20 protein-coding genes are annotated in these 18,947 nt (G+C 63.3%); 7 read left to right on the top strand and 13 right to left on the bottom strand.

What is annotated here, in order from left to right; genetic code table 11:
• Window position 1: 1 nt before the first annotated feature.
• The 8 genes from nrdR to WC739_RS00275 form a co-directional block, all read right to left on the bottom strand.
• On the bottom strand, window positions 2–496 hold the full coding sequence (gene nrdR / locus WC739_RS00310) for a transcriptional regulator NrdR (RefSeq protein ID WP_372951000.1): 495 nt from the start codon (window positions 494–496) through the stop codon (window positions 2–4).
• Between the two features lie 150 nt (window positions 497–646).
• A complete protein-coding gene (locus WC739_RS00305) occupies window positions 647–1,267 on the bottom strand; it encodes a hypothetical protein (RefSeq protein ID WP_372951039.1) in 621 nt (206 codons plus the stop codon).
• A 78-nt stretch (window positions 1,268–1,345) separates the two neighbouring features.
• Complete coding sequence (gene glyA / locus WC739_RS00300; protein ID WP_372950999.1) at window positions 1,346–2,659, bottom strand: serine hydroxymethyltransferase; 1,314 nt, start codon at window positions 2,657–2,659, stop codon at window positions 1,346–1,348.
• Window positions 2,660–2,862: 203 nt separating this feature from the next.
• A complete protein-coding gene (locus WC739_RS00295; RefSeq protein WP_372950998.1) occupies window positions 2,863–4,509 on the bottom strand; it encodes a Na+/H+ antiporter in 1,647 nt (548 codons plus the stop codon).
• Between the two features lie 103 nt (window positions 4,510–4,612).
• Window positions 4,613–5,866 carry a murein L,D-transpeptidase gene (locus WC739_RS00290; protein WP_372950997.1) on the bottom strand — a complete coding sequence of 418 codons (1,254 nt, stop codon included), beginning with the start codon at window positions 5,864–5,866 and terminating at the stop codon, window positions 4,613–4,615.
• 569 nt (window positions 5,867–6,435) lie between these two features.
• On the bottom strand, window positions 6,436–6,951 hold the full coding sequence (ldtR, locus tag WC739_RS00285) for a transcriptional regulator LdtR (protein ID WP_372950996.1): 516 nt from the start codon (window positions 6,949–6,951) through the stop codon (window positions 6,436–6,438).
• A 239-nt stretch (window positions 6,952–7,190) separates the two neighbouring features.
• Entirely contained in the window at window positions 7,191–7,613 is a 423-nt protein-coding gene (locus WC739_RS00280) for a DUF6163 family protein (protein ID WP_372950995.1), read from the bottom strand.
• Window positions 7,610–8,653, bottom strand: a complete 1,044-nt coding sequence (locus tag WC739_RS00275) for an enoyl-CoA hydratase/isomerase family protein (RefSeq protein ID WP_372950994.1) — start codon at window positions 8,651–8,653, stop codon at window positions 7,610–7,612. Before WC739_RS00275 ends, WC739_RS00280 begins: the two co-directional genes overlap by 4 nt.
• A gap of 66 nt (window positions 8,654–8,719) precedes the next feature.
• Here WC739_RS00275 and WC739_RS00270 point away from each other — a divergent pair, with 66 nt between their 5' ends.
• Together WC739_RS00270 and hemB are read left to right on the top strand one after the other, a co-directional pair.
• The gene (locus tag WC739_RS00270) at window positions 8,720–9,685 is read left to right on the top strand and encodes a DUF2066 domain-containing protein (RefSeq protein WP_372950993.1); all 966 of its coding nucleotides are present in this window, start codon (window positions 8,720–8,722) and stop codon (window positions 9,683–9,685) included.
• An 86-nt stretch (window positions 9,686–9,771) separates the two neighbouring features.
• Window positions 9,772–10,803, top strand: coding sequence for a porphobilinogen synthase (hemB, locus tag WC739_RS00265; protein WP_372950992.1), 1,032 nt, complete (start codon window positions 9,772–9,774; stop codon window positions 10,801–10,803).
• Window positions 10,804–10,948: 145 nt separating this feature from the next.
• Here the strand turns inward: hemB and ppk2 are convergent, their stop codons facing one another.
• On the bottom strand, window positions 10,949–11,869 hold the full coding sequence (gene ppk2, locus WC739_RS00260) for a polyphosphate kinase 2 (RefSeq protein ID WP_372950991.1): 921 nt from the start codon (window positions 11,867–11,869) through the stop codon (window positions 10,949–10,951).
• Window positions 11,870–12,140: 271 nt separating this feature from the next.
• Between ppk2 and WC739_RS00255 the strand changes: the two genes are divergently transcribed.
• The gene (locus WC739_RS00255; protein WP_372950990.1) at window positions 12,141–13,184 is read left to right on the top strand and encodes an aldo/keto reductase; all 1,044 of its coding nucleotides are present in this window, start codon (window positions 12,141–12,143) and stop codon (window positions 13,182–13,184) included.
• A 129-nt stretch (window positions 13,185–13,313) separates the two neighbouring features.
• On the opposite strand, the gene WC739_RS00250 is transcribed toward WC739_RS00255, so the two are convergent.
• Window positions 13,314–14,285 carry a glycosyl transferase family 90 gene (locus tag WC739_RS00250; protein ID WP_372950989.1) on the bottom strand — a complete coding sequence of 324 codons (972 nt, stop codon included), beginning with the start codon at window positions 14,283–14,285 and terminating at the stop codon, window positions 13,314–13,316.
• A gap of 199 nt (window positions 14,286–14,484) precedes the next feature.
• Here WC739_RS00250 and WC739_RS00245 point away from each other — a divergent pair, with 199 nt between their 5' ends.
• Window positions 14,485–14,631, top strand: a complete 147-nt coding sequence (locus tag WC739_RS00245) for a hypothetical protein (protein ID WP_372950988.1) — start codon at window positions 14,485–14,487, stop codon at window positions 14,629–14,631.
• A 63-nt stretch (window positions 14,632–14,694) separates the two neighbouring features.
• Here the strand turns inward: WC739_RS00245 and WC739_RS00240 are convergent, their stop codons facing one another.
• Window positions 14,695–14,928, bottom strand: a complete 234-nt coding sequence (locus tag WC739_RS00240) for a DUF982 domain-containing protein (protein ID WP_372950987.1) — start codon at window positions 14,926–14,928, stop codon at window positions 14,695–14,697.
• A 133-nt stretch (window positions 14,929–15,061) separates the two neighbouring features.
• On the bottom strand, window positions 15,062–15,727 hold the full coding sequence (locus tag WC739_RS00235; RefSeq protein WP_372950986.1) for a GntR family transcriptional regulator: 666 nt from the start codon (window positions 15,725–15,727) through the stop codon (window positions 15,062–15,064).
• Window positions 15,728–15,906: 179 nt separating this feature from the next.
• On the opposite strand from WC739_RS00235, the gene WC739_RS00230 reads away from it, so the two are divergent.
• Together WC739_RS00230 and WC739_RS00225 are read left to right on the top strand one after the other, a co-directional pair.
• Window positions 15,907–17,163, top strand: coding sequence for a multidrug efflux MFS transporter (locus tag WC739_RS00230; RefSeq protein ID WP_372950985.1), 1,257 nt, complete (start codon window positions 15,907–15,909; stop codon window positions 17,161–17,163).
• 38 nt (window positions 17,164–17,201) lie between these two features.
• Window positions 17,202–17,567: a DUF423 domain-containing protein gene (locus WC739_RS00225; protein WP_372950984.1), complete on the top strand. Its 366-nt coding sequence runs from the start codon at window positions 17,202–17,204 to the stop codon at window positions 17,565–17,567.
• Here the strand turns inward: WC739_RS00225 and WC739_RS00220 are convergent, their stop codons facing one another.
• Window positions 17,568–17,720 carry a hypothetical protein gene (locus WC739_RS00220; protein WP_372950983.1) on the bottom strand — a complete coding sequence of 51 codons (153 nt, stop codon included), beginning with the start codon at window positions 17,718–17,720 and terminating at the stop codon, window positions 17,568–17,570.
• A 152-nt stretch (window positions 17,721–17,872) separates the two neighbouring features.
• Between WC739_RS00220 and WC739_RS00215 the strand changes: the two genes are divergently transcribed.
• Entirely contained in the window at window positions 17,873–18,946 is a 1,074-nt protein-coding gene (locus tag WC739_RS00215) for a LacI family DNA-binding transcriptional regulator (RefSeq protein WP_372950982.1), read from the top strand.
• Window position 18,947 lies beyond the last annotated feature (1 nt).

Genomic DNA, 18,947 nt, shown 5'->3' with positions numbered 1-18,947 from the left:
CTCAGCCGGCGTCCTCTTCGCCCTTATGGCCATCGCCCTTGGGCTCGTCGACCTTCAGTTCGCCCAGCAATTCGTGGAAATCCTTGGCTTCGCGAAAATTGCGGTAGACCGAGGCGAAGCGCACATAGGCGACATCGTCGAGCGACTTCAGGGCTTCCATGACCAGCCGGCCGACCTCTCCCGAAGCAACCTCCGTTTCGCCGGAACTTTCGAGCTGGCGCACGATCCCGGTCACCGCGCGGTCGATGCGTTCGGGATCGACATTGCGCTTGCGGACGGCGATCTCCACCGAGCGCAGCAGCTTGTCGCGGTCGAACGGCACTTTCCGACCGGATTTCTTGACCACGACGAGATCACGCAATTGCACACGCTCGAAAGTGGTGAAGCGGCCGCCGCAATCGGGGCAGACGCGTCGCCTTCGGATCGCCGCGCCGTCCTCGGCGGGGCGGGAATCCTTCACCTGCGTATCTTCCGACTGGCAATAGGGACAGCGCATGGAGAAGCCTTTGGTTGGCGAATCTGGTGAAGCGAAAGGCTTAGAGGTTTTTGCCGCGATGGCAAAGTATCAGAGACAGCCGCCCGCGCCCCAGATGTAGCGAGGCGCGTGGCGGATTGCCAGTGCCGCAAGCGCCGGCAGCCGATGCCGTCAGGGCGCCACGTCGGCGGTCGGGAAGCCGCACGACGCGCCGAGGTTGCGATAAGCCTTGGTGAAACCGTCCATCGATATGCTTGCCACGGGCATGTCGCCAAAGGCGACATCGAGCGCCGAGGCGCGGCGCATGGCGCGCAGCAGCGCCAGGCTGGTCTTGGCCTGGTTGTCCGCGGTCCAGCTGAGCCTGCCGTTGATCGGGGCGTCGGAATGAACCTTGACGCCGACACGGCCCTTGTCATCGCCGAAAGTCGCCGCGACGGTCTTGCCGGTCGGCAGGCCCTTGTTGTCGACGGCGATCGTCAGGGATGGATAAGCGTCCGGCGGCAGCGCATCGCCGTTGGAGATGATGAGCGTCAAGGTACCGCTTTCGCCGCCGGTGCCGACAAAAGCGGTCGAGGCGGCGCAGGTCTTGCGGATATCCTGGCCGGTATCGACCTCGTCGACCAATGTCGACCATCGGCCGAACGTTTCGAGCTTGGGTTCGGCCTGGGCAGGCGCCGCCGGGGCAACCTGCGTCGGTGTGGTTTGTGCCAGGGCCATACCCGGGAACGACAAGCCTATCAAGACAACCAGGGTGCCGACGGCGCTAAGGTCGGCTAGGCGAGATATCCGCATCATCAAGGCTCCCTGTCGATCGCACGGGCCCTGCCGCGACGACTTTGTCGTCGCGGCAAGGTCGTCCGTGCCCCGATCCTAGCCGAGATAGGGATAGAGTGGAAAGCGATCGGTCAGCGCCACCACCTTGGCCTTGACCGCGGCTTCGACACTGGCATTGCCCTCGTCGGAATTGGCGACCTTGAGACCGTCCAGAACTTCGGAAATCAGCTTGCCGATCTCACGGAACTCGGCCTGGCCGAAGCCGCGCGTGGTGCCGGCCGGCGTGCCGAGGCGCACGCCCGAAGTGACGAACGGCTTTTCCGGGTCGAAGGGAATGCCGTTCTTGTTGCAGGTGATGTTGGCGCGGCCAAGGGCGGCCTCGGCCCGCTTGCCGGTGGCGTTCTTGGGGCGCAGATCGACCAGCATCAGATGGTTGTCGGTGCCGCCCGAGACGATGTCGAGGCCGGTTTCCTTGAGGCTCGCCGCCAGCGCCTTGGCATTGGCGGCAACGCTTTCGGCGTAGATCTTGAAGCTCGGCTTCAGCGCCTCGCCGAACGCCACCGCCTTGGCGGCGATGACGTGCATCAACGGTCCGCCCTGCAGGCCGGGGAAGACCGCCGAGTTCATCTTCTTGGCGATGTCCTCGTCATTGCAAAGGATCATGCCGCCGCGCGGGCCGCGCAGCGACTTGTGCGTCGTGGTGGTCACCACATGGGCGTGCGGCAGCGGGGACGGATGCACGCCGCCGGCGACGAGGCCGGCAATATGGGCCATGTCGACCATCAGATAGGCGCCGACCGCGTCGGCGATCTCGCGAAACCGCTTCCAGTCCCAGACCCGCGAATAGGCGGTGCCGCCGGCCAGGATCAGCTTCGGCCTGCTCTCGTGCGCGCTCTTCTCGATCGCGTCCATGTCGAGCAGGTGGTCTTCCTTGCGCACGCCGTAGGACACGACCTTGAACCATTTGCCGCTCATGTTGACCGGCGAACCGTGGGTCAGGTGCCCGCCGGAATTGAGGTCGAGGCCCATGAATGTATCGCCGGGCTGCAGCAGCGCCAGGAACACCGCCTGGTTCATCTGGCTGCCGGAATTCGGCTGCACGTTGGCGAAGTTGCAGCCGAACAGCTTCTTGGCGCGCTCGATGGCGAGTTCCTCGGCCACGTCGACGAACTGGCAGCCGCCATAGTAGCGCTTGCCCGGATAGCCCTCGGCGTATTTGTTGGTCATGATCGACCCCTGCGCTTCCAGAACGGCGCGAGAGACGATGTTTTCAGAGGCGATCAGCTCGATCTCGTGGCGCTGGCGACCGAGTTCGTTGCGGATGGCGCCGAAGATCTCCGGATCGGCATCTTCCAGCGTGGTTTCGAAGAAGGATTCGAATTTGTTCGACACTGCCGCTGCTGTTGCCATGGCTTGAATTCCCTAAGGGCCGGAGGTCGGTTTCTGTTCGAGCATGTCGTGATCCCAGAACCACCTCATCGTTTCTGGCGGCATGCGTCGGGTTCGCCGCGCCATTAACACAGTTGCTTTGCCCTCGCCACGTTTGCGGCGCGAAATTTGCTGGCCGGTTTGCGGCAGAAACTTCAAATCCAGGCCAACCGGGATGGCGATTGCTATTTCCGCGTCTGCCTGCCCTTCAGAAGAGCCTCGGTGAGCGTGATCTCGGTGAACAGCTCTCGCGCCGTATGATCGTTGATCAGGCCGTCCCGCAGCATGGAACGAACCGCCGCGCGTTCGGCCTCGATGCCGGCGAGCCTTAGTTCCAGCTCCAGCCGGCCAGCCTCCCTTGCCTCGGCGCGCGCCTCGACGGCTTCGTCGGAGGCGGCGATGCGGCGGCGGTATGCCGCGACAATCCCTTCGGCCGCGGCGAGCCGGGCACCGGGCACCTCACCGCCGTCCTCTGCGTCGGTCGCTGCGATACGCTCGATGTGGGCGATGGCCGCCTTGGCGGCGCCCACACGGGCCAGCCGCTCCTCGGCGGCGCCCGCATCCTCGCCCGGTTCGACCAGTCCGCGCGCGATCGTCGGCAGGGCAAGGCTGGCGAAGACCAGCGAGCAGATGATGACGCCCGCGGCAAGGAAGATGACCAGGTCCCGCGCCGGGAATGGGGAGCCGTCCCGCAACACCAGCGGCAGCGACAATATGCCGGCCAGTGTGATCGCGCCGCGCACGCCCGCCACCGAACCGGCCAGCCGCACGCGCAGCCCGAACGGCTCGACCTGGCGCTTGCCCAGCCGCGCCGAGACCGCCGCCCCTATGTCGCCGACCCAGATCCACAGGAAGCGCAGTGCGATCAGGCAAAGGGTCAGCGCCACCACGGTCAGAACCGGCTGGAGAACAGGATAATGCCCGGTGAGTTCGGGCGGCACCTTGCGGATGATGTCGGGAAGCTGCACGCCGAGCACGATGAACAGCGCGCCGTTGAAGACGAAGGAAAGCGTCGCCCAGAGCGACATCGTCTGGATGCGCGCCGAGACGCCGAGATGGCGAAAGATCCCGGTACCGCCGGTCAGCAGGCCGGCGGTGACCGACGCCAGGATGCCGGAGGCCCCGAAATGTTCCGCGCCCAGATAGGCGACGAAAGGCAGCAGGATCATCACCAGCACCTGCGCCTCGGCCGGCACGCCGGCGATACGGTTGAGCAGTTGCAGCGCCTTGGCGGCGGCGAACAACGCGGCGGCACCGCAAAGGACGCCCACCGCCACGGCATAGAGGAAACTCAGGGAGGCGGCCGTCAACGAAAAGCCGCCGGTCAGCGCGGCGGTCACCGCGAAGCGGAACATGACGAGACCAGAGGCGTCGTTGAGCAGCGACTCGCCTTCCAGGATATGCATCAGCCGCGCCGGAACGACAGTCTTGTCGACGATCGACGAGACAGCCACCGCATCGGTCGGCGACAGCACGGCGGCCAGCGCGAACGCGACAACCAGCGGAATGCTTGGCACCAGCCAGTGCAGGGCATAGCCAAAGCCGACAATGGTGAAGAAGACGAGCCCGATGGCGAGGTCGAGGATCGGCCAGCGCAGGGCGATCAGCTCGCGCTTGGGTGCGCCAAAGGCATCGGCGAACAAGAGCGGCGGAATGAACACCAGCAGGAACAGCTCCGGATCGATCTCGACATGGATGCCACGCACGGGCCAGGCGAGTGCTGCGCCTATTGCGATCTGGAGCACCGGCAGCGGCACCCGCACAAGCCGCGCCAGAGCGCCGGATACCGCCACGAAGACCAGCACGACGAGGATGAAGACGGCGACCTGCATGAGACCAGCCCTAGTGTTTGCCGGACCATGCGCAAACCGCTCCAATCCGTCCACAAAAGAAAAAGGCCGCCCGGAGGCGGCCTTTGCGAAACCATCTGACGTGTCAGAGAGAAGACGTAATCTGCAGCTCGTTGGCGCCGTCGAGCGCATACACGTCGTCGCGGAATTGCACGACGCCCGGACCTGTCGACCAGGCCGAAAGATAGAGGAAGTGCACCGGTACCGGATTGGTGACCTGGATCGGCGTGTTTTCACCGGTCTTGATTGCCGCCTCGAAATGCTGGCGATCCCAGCCGGGCGTATCGCGCAGGATCCAGGTGACGAGGTCGCGCACGTTCTGGACTCGCACGCACCCGGAGGAATCAAAACGCATCATCTTCCCGAACAGGCTCTGCTGCGGCGTGTCGTGCATGTAGACGCCGTCCGGGCTCGGGAAGTTGATCTTCACCGACGCCATGGCGTTTTCATTGCCGGGATCCTGGCGGAACCGGTACTTCGCGGCATCATCGGTGGACCAGTCGACGTTCATCGGATCCACCTCGCTGCCATCGGGCGCGAACAGGCGGATATGGCTGCTCTTCAGATAGTCCGGGTTCTTCCGCATCAGCGGAATAATGTCCTTGCGCACGATCGACACCGGCGCGTTCCAGTATGGATTGACGATGATTTCGTTGATCTTGGAATTGACGATCGGCGTCTGGCGATCGATCTTGCCGACGATCGCCGTGTGGCGAAGCACGACGCGGTCGTTCTCGACGGCTTCGACCTGCGCCGCGGGAATATCGACCAGCACGTATCGGCTGCCCAGCGTGCCCGCCTTCTCCCGCAGCCGCTGCAGATTGGTCTGCAACTGGCCAAGCCTTATCTGCGCCGAAACGTTCATCGCCGCGTAGGTGTATTTGCCCAAGGAGCCGTCTGCCGGCAAGCCATGGCGCAGCTGGAAGCGCTTCACGGCGGAATCGACATAGGAGTCGAAAGACGTCGAGACGCCGGCGCTCTGCGACAGATCGCCCGAGACCATCAGGCGCTTGCGCAGCGGCACGACATCGGGATCGTTGACGCCGAGTTCGAGTTTCTTGGTCGCGGGGACCTCAACCCAGCCGCCCTGCCCGACTATATTCTGATATTGCGCGACCGCCTGCTCGGTGAAGGCAACGGTCTGCAGGCTGAAGATCGGCAGCGTCGACGCAACCTTGCCGCCCTCGCTGGCGCGGGCGTCGAACTGGTCATCCCAATTGCCGCGCGACGAGGATTTCAGGATATCCCCGATCACATCCTGCGCGCTTGCACGCCCAGCCACCGCGGCGGCGGCGAGCAGCGAGGCTCCGGAGAGGAAAAAACGGCGGCTGGTTTTCATGGACGTTCCAGACATTCTTGTAGCGTTCGATCAGGGCCGATCTTGCCCGCACTCTAAAGTTGGCAATCTTAACAATTAGCCAACCATGTCCGCATCAGGACGGCAACGAACGCGCGAGGCACGATACGGGTTCCGGGTGAACGGCATCACCAGCCTCCTCGGTTTCATTGGAATATGGCGGCAACGTGGCTTGGGGCCGAAATGGCATTGGCCGGCGCGGCGAAAAAGAAGGCAAGTGCTTTTTCGGTACCGACACCCGATCGGACATGGACAAGCGCCTCCTCAGCCCGGCACTGGCCCCACGGCTCTGGCAACTGAATCCAGACGCGGACGTTGATTGTCTGCCCGGCGGACGATCGTACTTATGAGGTCGAGGAGCCAGCCCCTACGCGCGAGGTTGAAAGAGCCCGTTCTTCGGCGGGCGCGTCGCCGATAGGGCCCTCGCCTATTTGACCCCGGAATAGCCACCGCCGAAAGAAAAGGCTGACGGCATTCGGCATCAACCGTGACCCGGCAGCCGACAGGCCGCGCCTGTTTGGCGCGGACCAGATCGATGCGGCCGGAACGTCTCACATCCGATATGCAATCGTGTCGTTCCAGAAGCGGTCGAGGCGCTGCAGGGCGCGGTTCATCTGCTTGAATTCGTCGGTGTTGATGCCGCCGACCTGCTCGATCGAGCCGACATGGCGCTCATAGAGGCCGCCGACGACCTCAGCCACCTCGTTGCCCTTCGGCGTCAGGCTGACGCGGACCGAACGGCGGTCGATGCGCGAGCGCTGGTGGTTGATGAAGCCGAGATCGACCAGCTTCTTCAGGTTGTAGGAGACGTTCGAGCCGAGATAGTAGCCGCGCGAGCGCAGTTCGCCGGCGGTCAGCTCGGAATTGCCGATGTTGAACAGCAGCAGCGCCTGGATGGCATTGATGTCGGAGCGGCCATTGCGGTCGAATTCGTCCTTGATCACGTCAAGCAGACGGCGGTGCAGCCGTTCCACAAGCTGCAGCGATTCCATGTACAGCGAACGGATTGCCTCGCGGCGATCGTCGGATACGTTGGCGGTCTTCGCCGCCGGACGCGAATTGATCATTGTCTTTGCCTCTCGTTTGTCGCCCTGGTGATTTTTTGTTTTTCACCTTGATTGCGACACTATCGAATACTCATAAAATTCGACTTAAACGCTAGGGCTAACAAGAGCTTACCGGTAAGAGGTTTCGAAAGAGACTTAACGAACGGTCACCCGAGCAAGGATAATTAACCTAAAGATTTAGGCAACGATCGAGGGTCGGATTCGGGGCGCAGCCAGACCGCGCCGAGACATGGCAGGCGTCATGCCCGCGCCGGGCGCTTCTGCAGGTAGATGACGATGCGAAAGACGATGTAAAGCAGCGCCACGCCCACATGCGAGGCGACGATCAGCAGGCGGTGCCCGAAAAGCTCGGGGAAGCCGGCATACATGACGATCTCGGTGACCGCGCAGATGAACCAGATCACCGGCCCCCAGGACGCCAGCATCCAGAGGCCGGCGGCCGCGAACGGAAAGAACACGGCCAGCATCACCGCAGCCACCTGCCAGTGCACGGGCATCAGATCGAAACGCCAGAGCGAGCCAGGGTAGAAGCCGATCAGCTTGATCCAGTACAGGATGCCAAAAAACAGGCAGTAGCCGGCGATCAGGCGCTGGAACCAGGCGAAGATCACTTCCACCCCGGAGGGCTGGAGAACGACGCGTCTGGAATTCACGTCGCTCATAGATCGAGTTCCCGTTCGCCAAGAGGGGCGAAATAGGCATCGATATCCGCCTCGCTGACCTCGCCGAGGCTCGCCGGCCTCCATTGCGGCGTCGAGCCCTTGTCGATGATGGCGGCGCGGATGCCTTCATAGAAATCGTGGCCGTCCAGCATCCGGTTCAGGATGCGGAACTCCATCTTCATGCACGCGTCCATCGACAATGTCTTTCCGGCGCTGATCGCGCGCCAGGCAATGTGGAGACTGGTCGGCGAACGCGTGCGGATCGTCCCAAGCGTCAATGCCGCGAACGCGTCGGTCGCCGCCTCGCGCTCGAGACTGTCGATGACGCGCTTCAGCGATGGTTTCGAGAAGTGGCGCATGATTGCTTCGAGCGTCGGTCTGTCGGTCTCCTGCCTTGCCTGCACTAAGAATGCGCTCAGCACCGAGTCCGGATCGCCGGTCAGCGTCAGCCGGTCAAGGAATCCGGCCTGATCCTGCGCCTTGATGGTGTGGGTGGCGAGGCCCGCCCACAGCGCGTCGCCGTAGCGGATGCGGTTGCCGGTCAGCGCCAGGTACATGCCGAAGGAGCCGCCGAGATCGGGCAGCAGATGGCTGGCACCGACATCCGGGAAGAAGCCGATGCCGACCTCCGGCATGGCGAACTGGGCATTCTCGGTCATCACCCGGTGCGAGCCATGGAAGGAGATGCCGACCCCTCCGCCCATCACTATGCCGTCGATCAGTGCGACATACGGTTTCCTGAAACTGTTGATGCGGGCGTTGAGGCGATATTCATCGGCGAAGAACTCGACCGGCGGCTTTCCCGCCCGGCCGGCCTCGTAGACATGCAGGATGTCGCCACCAGCCGAAAACGCCCTGCCTTCGGCCTTTATGACGACGACGTCGATGGCTGGGTCGTTCTCCCAGGCGCAAACCGCGGCCGCCAGCGCCCCGACCATCCTGTGCGTCACGGCATTGAGCGCGCGCGGCCGCGTCAGCGTGACGACGCCGGCCCGGCCCAGATGTTCGAAACGGATCTCGTCGCCTCCGCCAAAATCCATCGTAAAAGAATCCCTCCCCCGCGCCGCCGGGACTGAAGTGCTAGAGCGTGGCGCATGGGTGCGTCAATGCCGGGCAAGGCATTGCTGGCGCTTTGCCCGGACCGGCGGTCAGTGCTAGAAATCGACTCGCAATGCCGACAACGCCGCAAAAACCGGGCGACGGCATCGCATGGCGCCGCGCTGACGGTCATCCCGACGGAGCATTCCATGGCTCGATTTTGGTGCCTTGCGCTGTTGGTTATCGTGCTGACCGGCATAGCCGCTCGTCCGACCGCTGCAACCAGCCTTGACGACCTCTATCAATCGCAAACCATCGTCACAGGCCAGGGCGAAGTGAACCGCGAAGCCGGTTTCAAGAGCTGTCTCGACGCTGTGCTGCTCCGGGTTTCCGGTGATCAGCGCCTGCTGGCGAAACCGGAGATGGCGGCACTGAGCGACAAGCCTGGAGGGTTCGTCGCCGGCTTCCGCTACCGTGACCGTATGGAGGGCATTCCCATTCATGACGAGCAAGGCACGCATGACCGGCCGCACGACCTCTATTGCCGTTATAAGCCGGCTGCGATCGACGGGGTGCTGGCCTTGCTCGGCGACAAGCCCTGGCTGGCGGAGCGGCCCCGGCTGGCGGTGTTCCTGTCGACCCGACAGGGCGCCCGGCATTTTGCGCTTGATGCCGACAACGAGCGCGGTGAACTGATGCGCGAATCGTTTGGCAATGCCGCCACGCCGTTGGCCATGCAGGTGGGTTTTCCCAAGGCAGCGTCGCTGTCGCGGGCAGGACTGGATGACATCACGATGCGCGACACCGCGCTGACGTCGTTGGACGCCGCCGCGAAGCAGGCCGGTGCCGACAAGGCGCTCGCCGGCAGCATCGTGTGGAGCGACAGGGAATTGGGCTGGATCGCCGACTGGCGGCTGGAGATGGCGGGCAAGACCTACACCTGGCAGGTGCGCGGCGTCAGTTTCGACGAGGCCTTTCGCGTCGCCATGCGTGGCGCAGCGCAGATCCTGTCGGGCAATGGGCAGCCGCGATAGAACTCGATCGCATCGCTGGCACAATCGTGTCGCATTGGTCAGCGGCGGGGGCTCGTGGTAAAAGCCGCCGATCCGGAGTTTTGGCGATGAACAGATTCACCCCGACGAAACCAGCCGGCGCACGCAGCGTCGACGAAGTCACAGGCAGCCGCCGCTTGCGCCGCATGCGCAAGGCCGACTGGTCGCGCCGTCTCGTGCAGGAGAACCGGTTGACGGTCGACGACCTGATCTGGCCGATCTTCGTCGTCGACGGCAGACAGGTGCGCGAGCCGATCGCCGCCATGCCCGGCGTGTTCCGCCTGTCGCTCGACCTCGCCGTCAAGGAGGCGGAGCGTGCGGCAAAGCTCGGCATTCCGGCGATCGCCACCTTCCCCAATGTCGACATGGGGCTGCGCGACCAGACCGGCTCGCACATCCTCGACCCCGAGAACATCATCAACCGCGCCACACGCGCGATCAAGGACGCCGTGCCCGAGATCGGCATCATCACCGATGCTGCGCTCGACCCGTTCACCAGCCACGGCCATGACGGCATCCTGCGCGACGGCATCATCGTCAACGACGAGACGGTCGAACAGGTGACGGCGGCGGCGGTCATCCAGGCGGCGGCCGGCGCCGATATCATCGCACCCTCCGACATGATGGACGGCCGTATCGGTGCCATCCGCGACGCGCTCGACGCCAATGGCTTCCAGGACGTGGCGATCATGTCCTATGCGACCAAATTTGCCTCCGCCTTCTACGGCCCCTACCGGGAGGCGGTCGGCACCGCCGGCCTGCTCAAGGGCGACAAGAAGACCTACTATATCGATCACGCCAATTCCGACGAGGCGGTGCGCGAGGCCGAACAGGACATCGCCGAGGGCGCCGACATGCTGATGGTCAAGCCCGGCCTGCCCTATCTCGACATCATCCGCAGGCTGAAGGACGAGTTCCAGATGCCGACCTTCGCCTACCAGGTGTCGGGCGAATATTCGATGATCAAGGCCGCCGCCGCCAATGGCTGGATCGACGGCGAGAAGGCGATGCTGGAATCGCTGCTCGCCTTCAAGCGTGCCGGCTGCGACGGAATCCTGACCTATTTCGCGCCCGAAGTGGCGCAGCTGCTGAAGGGGTAGCCCCGGCTTCCCAGGCAAGGCTTTGCATCTGGCCATCGAGCCGGTGCTGCTGGGCACGGGCGGCGCTTGCCACGCATGTTGTGATCACGCGGGCGTAAATCCAGCTCTTTCTCCCCGTCACTATACGGGGAGAAAGAAGAACCCCTCAATACTTCTCCGGCACGTAAAGCTCGCGCGGCAGCGTCTGGCGCTCGTATTCGGGATTGAAGACGCGCTCGGGCAGTGTGATCTCCTCATGCGGCACCTCCTCATACGGCAACTGCTTGAGCAGATGGGCGATGCAGTTCAGCCGCGCCCGCTTCTTGTCGTTGCCCTCGACGATGAACCAGGGCGCCTCGGGAATGTTGGTGCGGGCGAACGTCTCTTCCTTGGCCTTGGTGTACTGCTCCCAGCGCACGCGCGACTGCAAATCCATGGGCGAGAGCTTCCACTGCTTCATCGGGTCATGAATGCGCATCAGGAAACGCATCTGCTGTTCCTCGTCGGTGATCGAGAACCAGTACTTGACCACGGTGATGCCTGAGCGAACCAGCATGCGCTCGAACTCCGGCACGTCGCGGAAGAATTCCTCGACCTGCTCCGGTTCGGCAAAGCCCATGACCCGCTCGACGCCCGACCGATTGTACCAGGAACGGTCGAACAGCACGATCTCTCCGCCCGCCGGCAGATGCGGCACATAGCGCTGGAAATACCATTGCGATTTCTCGCGCTCGGTCGGCGCCGGCAGCGCCACGACGCGGCAGATGCGCGGATTGAGGCGCTGGGTGATGCGCTTGATGACGCCGCCCTTACCGGCGGAGTCGCGGCCTTCGAAGATCACCACCAGTTTCTTCTTGTGGTAAGAGACCCAGGACTGCAGCTTGATCAGTTCGGATTGCAGGCTGATCAGGTCGCGGAAGTATCGCATGCGGTCGATCGATGGCGGATGCGCGCTCTTGTAGATCTTGGCGATTTCCAACGACAGCGCCGGCTCCGACATTTCAAGCTCATAGTCTTCGTCGACCGTGTCGGCAAGCTCGGCTTCAAGCCAGTCCATGGCGGGCGAATTCTGTCTTGGCTCGGTCATATCAGCTGCTCCGCTTGCAAATCCGGCACTTCGAGCCCCCAAAGACCGCAGGCTGCGGCCCGAAGACAAGCATTTGGCCGAATGCAATATAGACCGGCGGTGACGGTTTTATTGCAGCCTTGATCTCGGTGGCCACTGCCATGGAACAAGCGGGATATGCTCGATCCGTGCAACCGCATGACGACAAGCCGACCAGATTGTCCTACAAATCCCTGGTCGCATTCGGGCCGCCGGCGCGCCGCCCCAACTCAAAGCATTCGCGAGGACTGTTATGGAATACCGCACTCTCGGCCGTTCCGGCTTGAAGGTTTCGACATTGACGCTGGGCACCATGACCTTCGGTGGCACCGGCCCGTTCGCCGCTGTCGGGAAAACCGATGTCGATGAAGCACGCCGGATGATCGACATTTGCATCGATGCCGGCGTCAATCTCATCGACACCGCCAATGTCTATTCGAACGGGCTGTCGGAGGAGATTATCGGCGAAGCACTCGGCGACAAACGCAAGGGCGACGTAATGATCGCCTCCAAGGCGCGGATGCGGGTCGGCAAGGGCCCGAACGACGAAGGCCTGTCGCGCCATCATCTGATCCGCGAATGCGAAAAGAGCCTGGCACGGCTCAAGACCGACGTCATCGATATCTACTTTCTGCATGAATGGGATGGCGTGACGCCATTGGAAGAGACCATCGCCGCGCTTGATACGCTGGTCGCCCACGGTAAGGTCCGCTACGTCGGATGTTCCAACTATTCCGGCTGGCAGGTGATGAAGGCCCTTGGCATCAGCGACAGCCGTCACCAGCCGCGCTTCGTCACCCAGCAGATCCACTACACGCTGGAAGCGCGCGAGGCGGAATATGAACTGCTGCCGATTTCGGTCGACCAGGGGCTGGGCGTGCTGGTCTGGAGCCCGCTTGCCGGTGGTTTGCTGTCGGGCAAGTACCACCGCGACAGCCCCACCGCCCGCCAGTTGGCTGGCTGGTCGGAACCGCCGATCCGCGACGAGGACCGGCTATGGCGGATCGTCGAGGTCCTTGCCGATGTCGCCACGCAGCGCGGCGTGTCGTCGGCACAGGTGGCACTGGCCTGGCTGCTCGGCCGGCCGGCGGTTTCCTCGCTGGTGATCGGCGCCCGCAATGAGGCGCAGCTCAAGGATAATCTCGCGGCCGCGAACCTGGTGCTCACCGACGACGAACGCACCCGCCTGGACGCGGTCAGCCGACCACCGCTGCTCTACCCCTACTGGCACCAGCAGTTGACGGCAAAAGACCGGTTCGGCGCCGCCGATCTGGTTATCGACCGAAGCGGCGTGTGACCGCGGGGTTCGACGAGGAGGCCCGGCCGGCGCCTTCCGCCGGGCAACTCCATCATCTAACGCAATTCCCAAGGGAAAGCGTTACGCGCTTTTTCGGGGAAAACCGTTTCACACTATTTCGCAATCGCTTCAGCCCGTGATGTAGCGCCAGACTTCCGAGTCGGGTTTGATCTGGCCGCTGAGCACCAAATATTTGTAGAGCACCAGCAGGGAGATCGCCTGCTCGGCCTGCTCGTTGGCGAATGTCCTGCAATAGGCATTCGCAGCGGCGATGATGCGTTCGGCCTGCTCGGGACGGCGTTCGAAATACGCCACGCGTTCCGCAAGATTGGAGAAGTCGGCTTCGAGCGGTACATAATGGACATCGGCTTCGAGCTGGCTTTCCGCAAACCATGTCTCGTATGTCGGCGGCGGCATCAGGCAAAGCGACTTCGAGCTCATGATCCATTTCAGGTTGGTCGCCACGTCATTGCCTTCGAGCGAGACAATGTAGCGATAACGCTGATGCTGGCTGATGCTGAGGAAGGGCTTGCTGTACTCGGCCGGCGCGTTCGGCTTGTGCGAGCCGGCGTCGCAGAACGGCAGGCCACGTACGGCATTCAGAAACCTTGTGCGTATGGGGTTGTTGAGATCGCCGCGCCAGACCACGGCCGGAAGCTTGTCGGCGAAACGAGTCGAGTCGGCGGGCATCTGGAAATGACGAAACTTGTCGAGCTTCATGAGGACCGCATTGCTGTCGTTAGCGCAAATCGGCCTATCCTTGACGATCGACGGAACCTCCGGCACGTCGATTACGTCCCCGAATTCCAGATCGATAAGCAACGCCGGATCGAAATAGCGGGCGAATTCCTTCAGGTCGTAATAATACATGGTCGGCGTGAAAGGCAGCTTGCCGACGGCCACGGCATTCGCGCTGGGCGTAAACGCATTCTGCAGCTTGTTGTAGTGATTCAGCCGCCGGCGTACTGCAGCATCGGGCAGCCTGGCCTTTTCCAGGCGAGCGGTCAGTCTTCGGCGAAACAATGCCTGCGGGGCGATATCGCGCGCGGCGTTTCGCGCATAGTAGAAGACCTTTGCCGTCGTTCGCGCAATCTTGGCCATGTTTCACTTGATAAAATAAGCCGGGACTCTCAATACAGCGGCCCCTGGCACTTCCTACACCATTGTGCCGCGTGTCTTGCAAGCCCGGATCTTGCGAAGCCCGGCAAATCATCGGCGCGGCGGGCGCTTCTGGTGTTGTGTTTGAAAGCCAATGCTCCTAGGCAGGATCAGAGCCGCGAGGCAGTGAAAAGGAGCCGATATGGCGCGACCACCAAATTACGACCAGGAGCGCAAGGAACGCGACCGCCAGAAGGCGGCGAAGAAAGCCGAGAAGCTGGCGGCCAAGGTTGCCGCGCGGGAACGTTCGAAGCCCGAGGACGAGACCGACGCCGAAACCGCGGAATGACGGCAAAAGGCCCGCGAGCGCGGGCCGTGCCTCAATCCTGATCGTCGCTCAGCTGCGTCTATGTCAGGCCGGCGCCTTGTCGCTGACGAAGACATCCACTTCACGCGCTGCCGCGATGAAAGCCCGTCTGGCATTCATTGCCGGCTTGTCGCCCGCCAACGCATCGTGGCAGGCCTGCAGGGCCGCGCGGTGCTTGGGGCTGCGCTTTCCCGGCCAGCTGTTGAGCAGGTAGTCGGAAGCCTCGCGGGCCGTTCGCAAGAGCTGGGTGCTCCCCGGCGTGACTGATTTGACGGTCACGGGTGTTTCAAATCGGTTGTTTTCCATGGCCGCTCCTTACGCCATCGGCGGTCGTGAAGCGAGGGCGAAAGTGCGCGTCAGGCCCGGATGGGCCTTTTTGCCCGCATGGACACCGGCCCCCCGACCATGGCAGCTAGGCGGCGACGACGGCAAATCCCCTGGCACGAAGACCGCGCCGGTCATTGGCGAGCGATGTCACCAGCCGATCGCGGCTGCCGACGATGTGGCTCGACAGCAGGCGCGTCGCCTTGTCGGTGTCGCCGAGGCGCACAGCGGCCAGAATGGCGCGATGTTCGGCCCATGCGCGAGCAAGCGCTGCTTCGTCTCGAACCTCCAGCCAGCGCGCCCGCGACAGTCGCGTCATGGAATCGCGAACGGCCCGGAACAGGAATTCATTGCCCGAAAGACGCGCCAGCTCGATGTGAAAATCCATGCCGACGCGATGCCACTCCTCGCGTGGCGTGTCGTTGTCGCAGGATTCGAGCATGGCCTCTATGACATCGACGGCGCTCCTGTCTTCGAGGGCACATGTCAGGCGAAGCGCGGCGACTTCTACGGCTTCCCGGTAGACGGCGATCTGCTCCAGCTCGGCCAGATTGATGGGCGAAACCGTCCAGCCGCGGCCGTCCCTGCTGACCAAGCCTTCGGTCTCGAGCCGTAGCAGGGCCGCCCTGACAGGCGTTCGCGACGCACCGAAGCGGCTTTCGATCCAGCGCTCGGTCAGTTTCTCGCCAGGGCCGATCTCGAGGCCAAGGATCATGTGCCGAAGCTGTTTTTCCACGCTCTGCATCTGCGACATTGCCGGTTCCGTTCCTGTGCCGTCGGCCGGCGATCTTCCTGCCGGTCCACGTTTTTCGATCACGCTTGCGAGGGTCGCATTGACAGCGGCCAGCCTAGCGTCCATCACGAATACCATCTTGGTATCCCAAGTTGGTACCCGCGACAACAGGCCATGCGGTGCGCGGCAGGACATGTGACATGCAGCAGAACACGACGACGACCGACAGCACCTATAATGTCCACTGGCGGCGCAACCTGTTCGTGTGCTTTGCCGGATCGTTCTCCACCCTTGTCGCCATGACGCTGCTGTTGCCGTTCCTGCCGCTCTATATCGAGCAGCTCGGCGCCAAGGGCCATGCTGCGATCGTGCAATGGTCGGGCATCGCCTATGGCGCGACCTTCTTCGCGGCGGCACTGGTGGCACCCCTCTGGGGACGTCTCGGCGACCGTTATGGCCGCAAGGTTATGCTGGTTCGCGCCAGCTTCGGCATGGCCATCTGCATGTCGCTGACCGGCATGGTGCAGTCCGTCTGGCAACTGGTGCTGCTGCGCCTGCTGATCGGCTTTGCCGGAGGTTATTCCTCGGGTTCTACCATACTCGTGGCCATGCAGACGCCGAAGGATCGCTCCGGCTGGGCGCTGGGTGTGCTTTCCGCTGGGATCACGGCCGGCTCGCTGGTCGGCCCCCTGCTCGGCGGCGCGCTGCCGCCGGTAATCGGCATCCGCGCGACTTTCCTCTTGTCGGGCGGCGTCATCTTCCTCGCTTTCCTGGCAACGACCTTCCTGATCAAGGAAAACCCGCGCCCGCAGACCGCCAGGCCCACATCGGCGGCGAAGCCGAGAAGCGGCTGGTCGCAGATCCCAGACAAGCGCCCCGTGGTGGCCATGCTGACAACCGGCATGCTGCTCGCCTTCGCCACCATGTCGATCGAGCCGATCATAACTGTCTATGTCCAGCAACTTATCGAAGATCAAAGCCGGGTGACGCTCGTCGCCGGCGTTGTGATGGCGGCGGCGGCGCTCGGCACCATCCTGTCGGCATCCTGGCTTGGCAGGCTGGCGGATCGCGTCGGCCACTGGAATGTGGTCGTCGGAGCGCTGGCCGTCTCGGCACTGCTGCTCATTCCGCAGGCCTTCGTCACCAACAGCTGGCAGCTGATCGGCCTGCGCTTTCTTATGGGGCTGGCGCTGGGCGGCCTGCTGCCTTGCATCACCAGCGTCATCCGCCACAACATTCCCGATGGCGTCGGCGGCAATGTGCTTGGCTTGGCAATCTCGGCGCAATATGTCGGGCAGGTCGCGGGACCATTGACCGGCGGCTTCGTCGGTGGCCATCTGGGCATGCGGGCGGTGTTCCTCGGCACATCGGTGCTGATGGCGGGCGGCGCGGTCTACAACTGGATTGTCCAATCGCGGCGGACGCGTCATATGGCGCTGGAAGCAGGAGAGCCTTGAGAGGCTCGTTGACCGGCCAGACAAGGAACCGCCCCGCCATGAACCCAACCCAGACAAATGGTAGCCGTATCCTGGTGTTCGCCGGCGGTGTCGTCGGCGCGGCGGGCGTGGCGCTTTCGGCTGCGGCCGCCCATCGCGGCGGCGCCTTTACAGGTACGGCCGCGTCGTTCCTTCTGATGCATGCGCCGGTCTTCCTCGCCGTTGGCTTGATCGGCGCGAAGCGCTGCCTCTGGGTTGCGAGCCTTGTGCTGCTCGCCGGACTCCTGCTTTTCGCAGGCGATCTCGTTGCCCGCGACGTCCTCGGATCAAGACTGTTTCCGATGTCGGCGCCAATCGGCGGCACGCTGCTGATTGCCGGCTGGCTGGCGATGGCGGCGTCGGCGCTGCCGCGTCGACGCTCCTGATCAAACGTCTCGCCGACGCCCGGGCTGGAGCAGCGGCGGCTCACGATTGCGCCGCCACATCCTGGCCAGGCGACCCTTCTGCGGCCGGCTGGCCGGCGAGATGCCCCAGTAATTGCGGTAGATGTCTTCGAACAGATAACTCACCGGATGCATGATGCGCACTCCTTCGAATTTGAATCGATCCAATCCAAAGCGCGAAAACCCCCTTGAATCGATTCAACGATACTCCTGGTCCGACGGTCCTTCAAGCCATAATTTGAACCGATCCAACGAAAGTGCTAGATGAAGCGGCCTAGGAGACAAGGATGACGCCATTGACCTCTGGAAAGACAAGGCCGGTTCGGCTGGCGGACATCGCCAAGGCCGCCGGCGTCTCGCACGGCACTGCTTCCAACGTGTTCGCGCGTCCGGACATTGTGCGCGAGGAGGTCCGCGAGCGGGTCAAGGCGGCGGCGGAGGCGATGGGCTATGCCGGCCCCGACCCGAAGGGCCGTCTGCTGCGCGCCGGCAAGGTCAACGCCATCGGTGTCGCCACCGGCGAGCCCCTGTCCTATTTCTTCGACGACCCTTTCGCGCGAGTGATGATGGCCAGCATCTCGCAGGCATGCGACGCGACGGGTGCCGGGATTTCGCTGGTGTCGGCCGCCAACAGCGAACAACTCGCCTGGAACATCCAGAGCGCCCTCGTCGACGGATTCATTGTCTTCTGCATGGAGGGCGACTCGCGCCTAGTGCAGCTGGCACGCGAACGCAAATTGCCCTTCGTGGCGCTCGATCTCGATTCGGACGACCAAGCGGTTGCGGCCATCGGTGTCGACAACATCGAAGGGGCTGGCCTCGCCGCGCGTCATTTGGCCGAGCTTGGCCATCGTCGCTTTGCCGTGCTCACCCTGCCCTGCGTCGACGGGCGCTTCGGCGCGGTTACCCAGGCACAGGTCGAGAAGGCCCTTTTTTCAGCGACTCGCGACCGCCTGCGCGGCTATTTCGGGGAACTCGTCCGTTTCGGCATCGACGTCTCGAATGTGCCTATCTGCGAAACCGTCAACGACGAGAAAAGTGTCTGGGCCGGGCTCGACCATATCTTCGCGGGCTCCAGGCCGACCGCGATCCTCGCAATGTCGGACAAGATCGCCCTGCACGCTCTGGACTGGTTGCGGCAACACGATATCGCCGTGCCAGGCGATGTTTCGATCGTTGGCTTCGACGGTGTGCCCGAAGGAGCGGACTCCAAGCCACCGCTGACCACGGTCGCCCAGCCGATCGCCGAAATGGGACGCCGTGCCGTCAAGGCGATCCTCGAAAACGACGGGTCGCTCAGCCGGCAATTGCTGCCTGTTGATCTGGTTGTGCGGTCGTCGTCCGGTCCTTCGCCCGCCTAAG

Source organism: Mesorhizobium sp., from assembly GCF_041661565.1.
Classification (GTDB): Bacteria; Pseudomonadota; Alphaproteobacteria; order Rhizobiales; family Rhizobiaceae; genus Mesorhizobium.
This window is presented reverse-complemented; position numbering and strand designations above follow the sequence as displayed.

What these genes read in the sequence shown, in the direction of transcription:
- WC739_RS00270 (WP_372950993.1), top strand. Translation starts at nt 8,720, where the DNA reads ATGCCGGGCAAGGCATTGCTGGCGCTTTGCCCGGACCGGCGGTCAGTG.
- WC739_RS00290 (WP_372950997.1), bottom strand. Translation starts at nt 5,866, where the DNA reads ATGAAAACCAGCCGCCGTTTTTTCCTCTCCGGAGCCTCGCTGCTCGCC.
- WC739_RS00245 (WP_372950988.1), top strand. Translation starts at nt 14,485, where the DNA reads ATGGCGCGACCACCAAATTACGACCAGGAGCGCAAGGAACGCGACCGC.
- glyA (WP_372950999.1), bottom strand. Translation starts at nt 2,659, where the DNA reads ATGGCAACAGCAGCGGCAGTGTCGAACAAATTCGAATCCTTCTTCGAA.
- ppk2 (WP_372950991.1), bottom strand. Translation starts at nt 11,869, where the DNA reads ATGACCGAGCCAAGACAGAATTCGCCCGCCATGGACTGGCTTGAAGCC.
- WC739_RS00225 (WP_372950984.1), top strand. Translation starts at nt 17,202, where the DNA reads ATGAACCCAACCCAGACAAATGGTAGCCGTATCCTGGTGTTCGCCGGC.
- WC739_RS00230 (WP_372950985.1), top strand. Translation starts at nt 15,907, where the DNA reads ATGCAGCAGAACACGACGACGACCGACAGCACCTATAATGTCCACTGG.
- hemB (WP_372950992.1), top strand. Translation starts at nt 9,772, where the DNA reads ATGAACAGATTCACCCCGACGAAACCAGCCGGCGCACGCAGCGTCGAC.
- nrdR (WP_372951000.1), bottom strand. Translation starts at nt 496, where the DNA reads ATGCGCTGTCCCTATTGCCAGTCGGAAGATACGCAGGTGAAGGATTCC.
- WC739_RS00215 (WP_372950982.1), top strand. Translation starts at nt 17,873, where the DNA reads ATGACGCCATTGACCTCTGGAAAGACAAGGCCGGTTCGGCTGGCGGAC.
- WC739_RS00275 (WP_372950994.1), bottom strand. Translation starts at nt 8,653, where the DNA reads ATGGATTTTGGCGGAGGCGACGAGATCCGTTTCGAACATCTGGGCCGG.
- WC739_RS00280 (WP_372950995.1), bottom strand. Translation starts at nt 7,613, where the DNA reads ATGAGCGACGTGAATTCCAGACGCGTCGTTCTCCAGCCCTCCGGGGTG.
- ldtR (WP_372950996.1), bottom strand. Translation starts at nt 6,951, where the DNA reads ATGATCAATTCGCGTCCGGCGGCGAAGACCGCCAACGTATCCGACGAT.
- WC739_RS00235 (WP_372950986.1), bottom strand. Translation starts at nt 15,727, where the DNA reads ATGTCGCAGATGCAGAGCGTGGAAAAACAGCTTCGGCACATGATCCTT.
- WC739_RS00255 (WP_372950990.1), top strand. Translation starts at nt 12,141, where the DNA reads ATGGAATACCGCACTCTCGGCCGTTCCGGCTTGAAGGTTTCGACATTG.
- WC739_RS00250 (WP_372950989.1), bottom strand. Translation starts at nt 14,285, where the DNA reads ATGGCCAAGATTGCGCGAACGACGGCAAAGGTCTTCTACTATGCGCGA.
- WC739_RS00305 (WP_372951039.1), bottom strand. Translation starts at nt 1,267, where the DNA reads ATGCGGATATCTCGCCTAGCCGACCTTAGCGCCGTCGGCACCCTGGTT.
- WC739_RS00220 (WP_372950983.1), bottom strand. Translation starts at nt 17,720, where the DNA reads ATGCATCCGGTGAGTTATCTGTTCGAAGACATCTACCGCAATTACTGG.
- WC739_RS00295 (WP_372950998.1), bottom strand. Translation starts at nt 4,509, where the DNA reads ATGCAGGTCGCCGTCTTCATCCTCGTCGTGCTGGTCTTCGTGGCGGTA.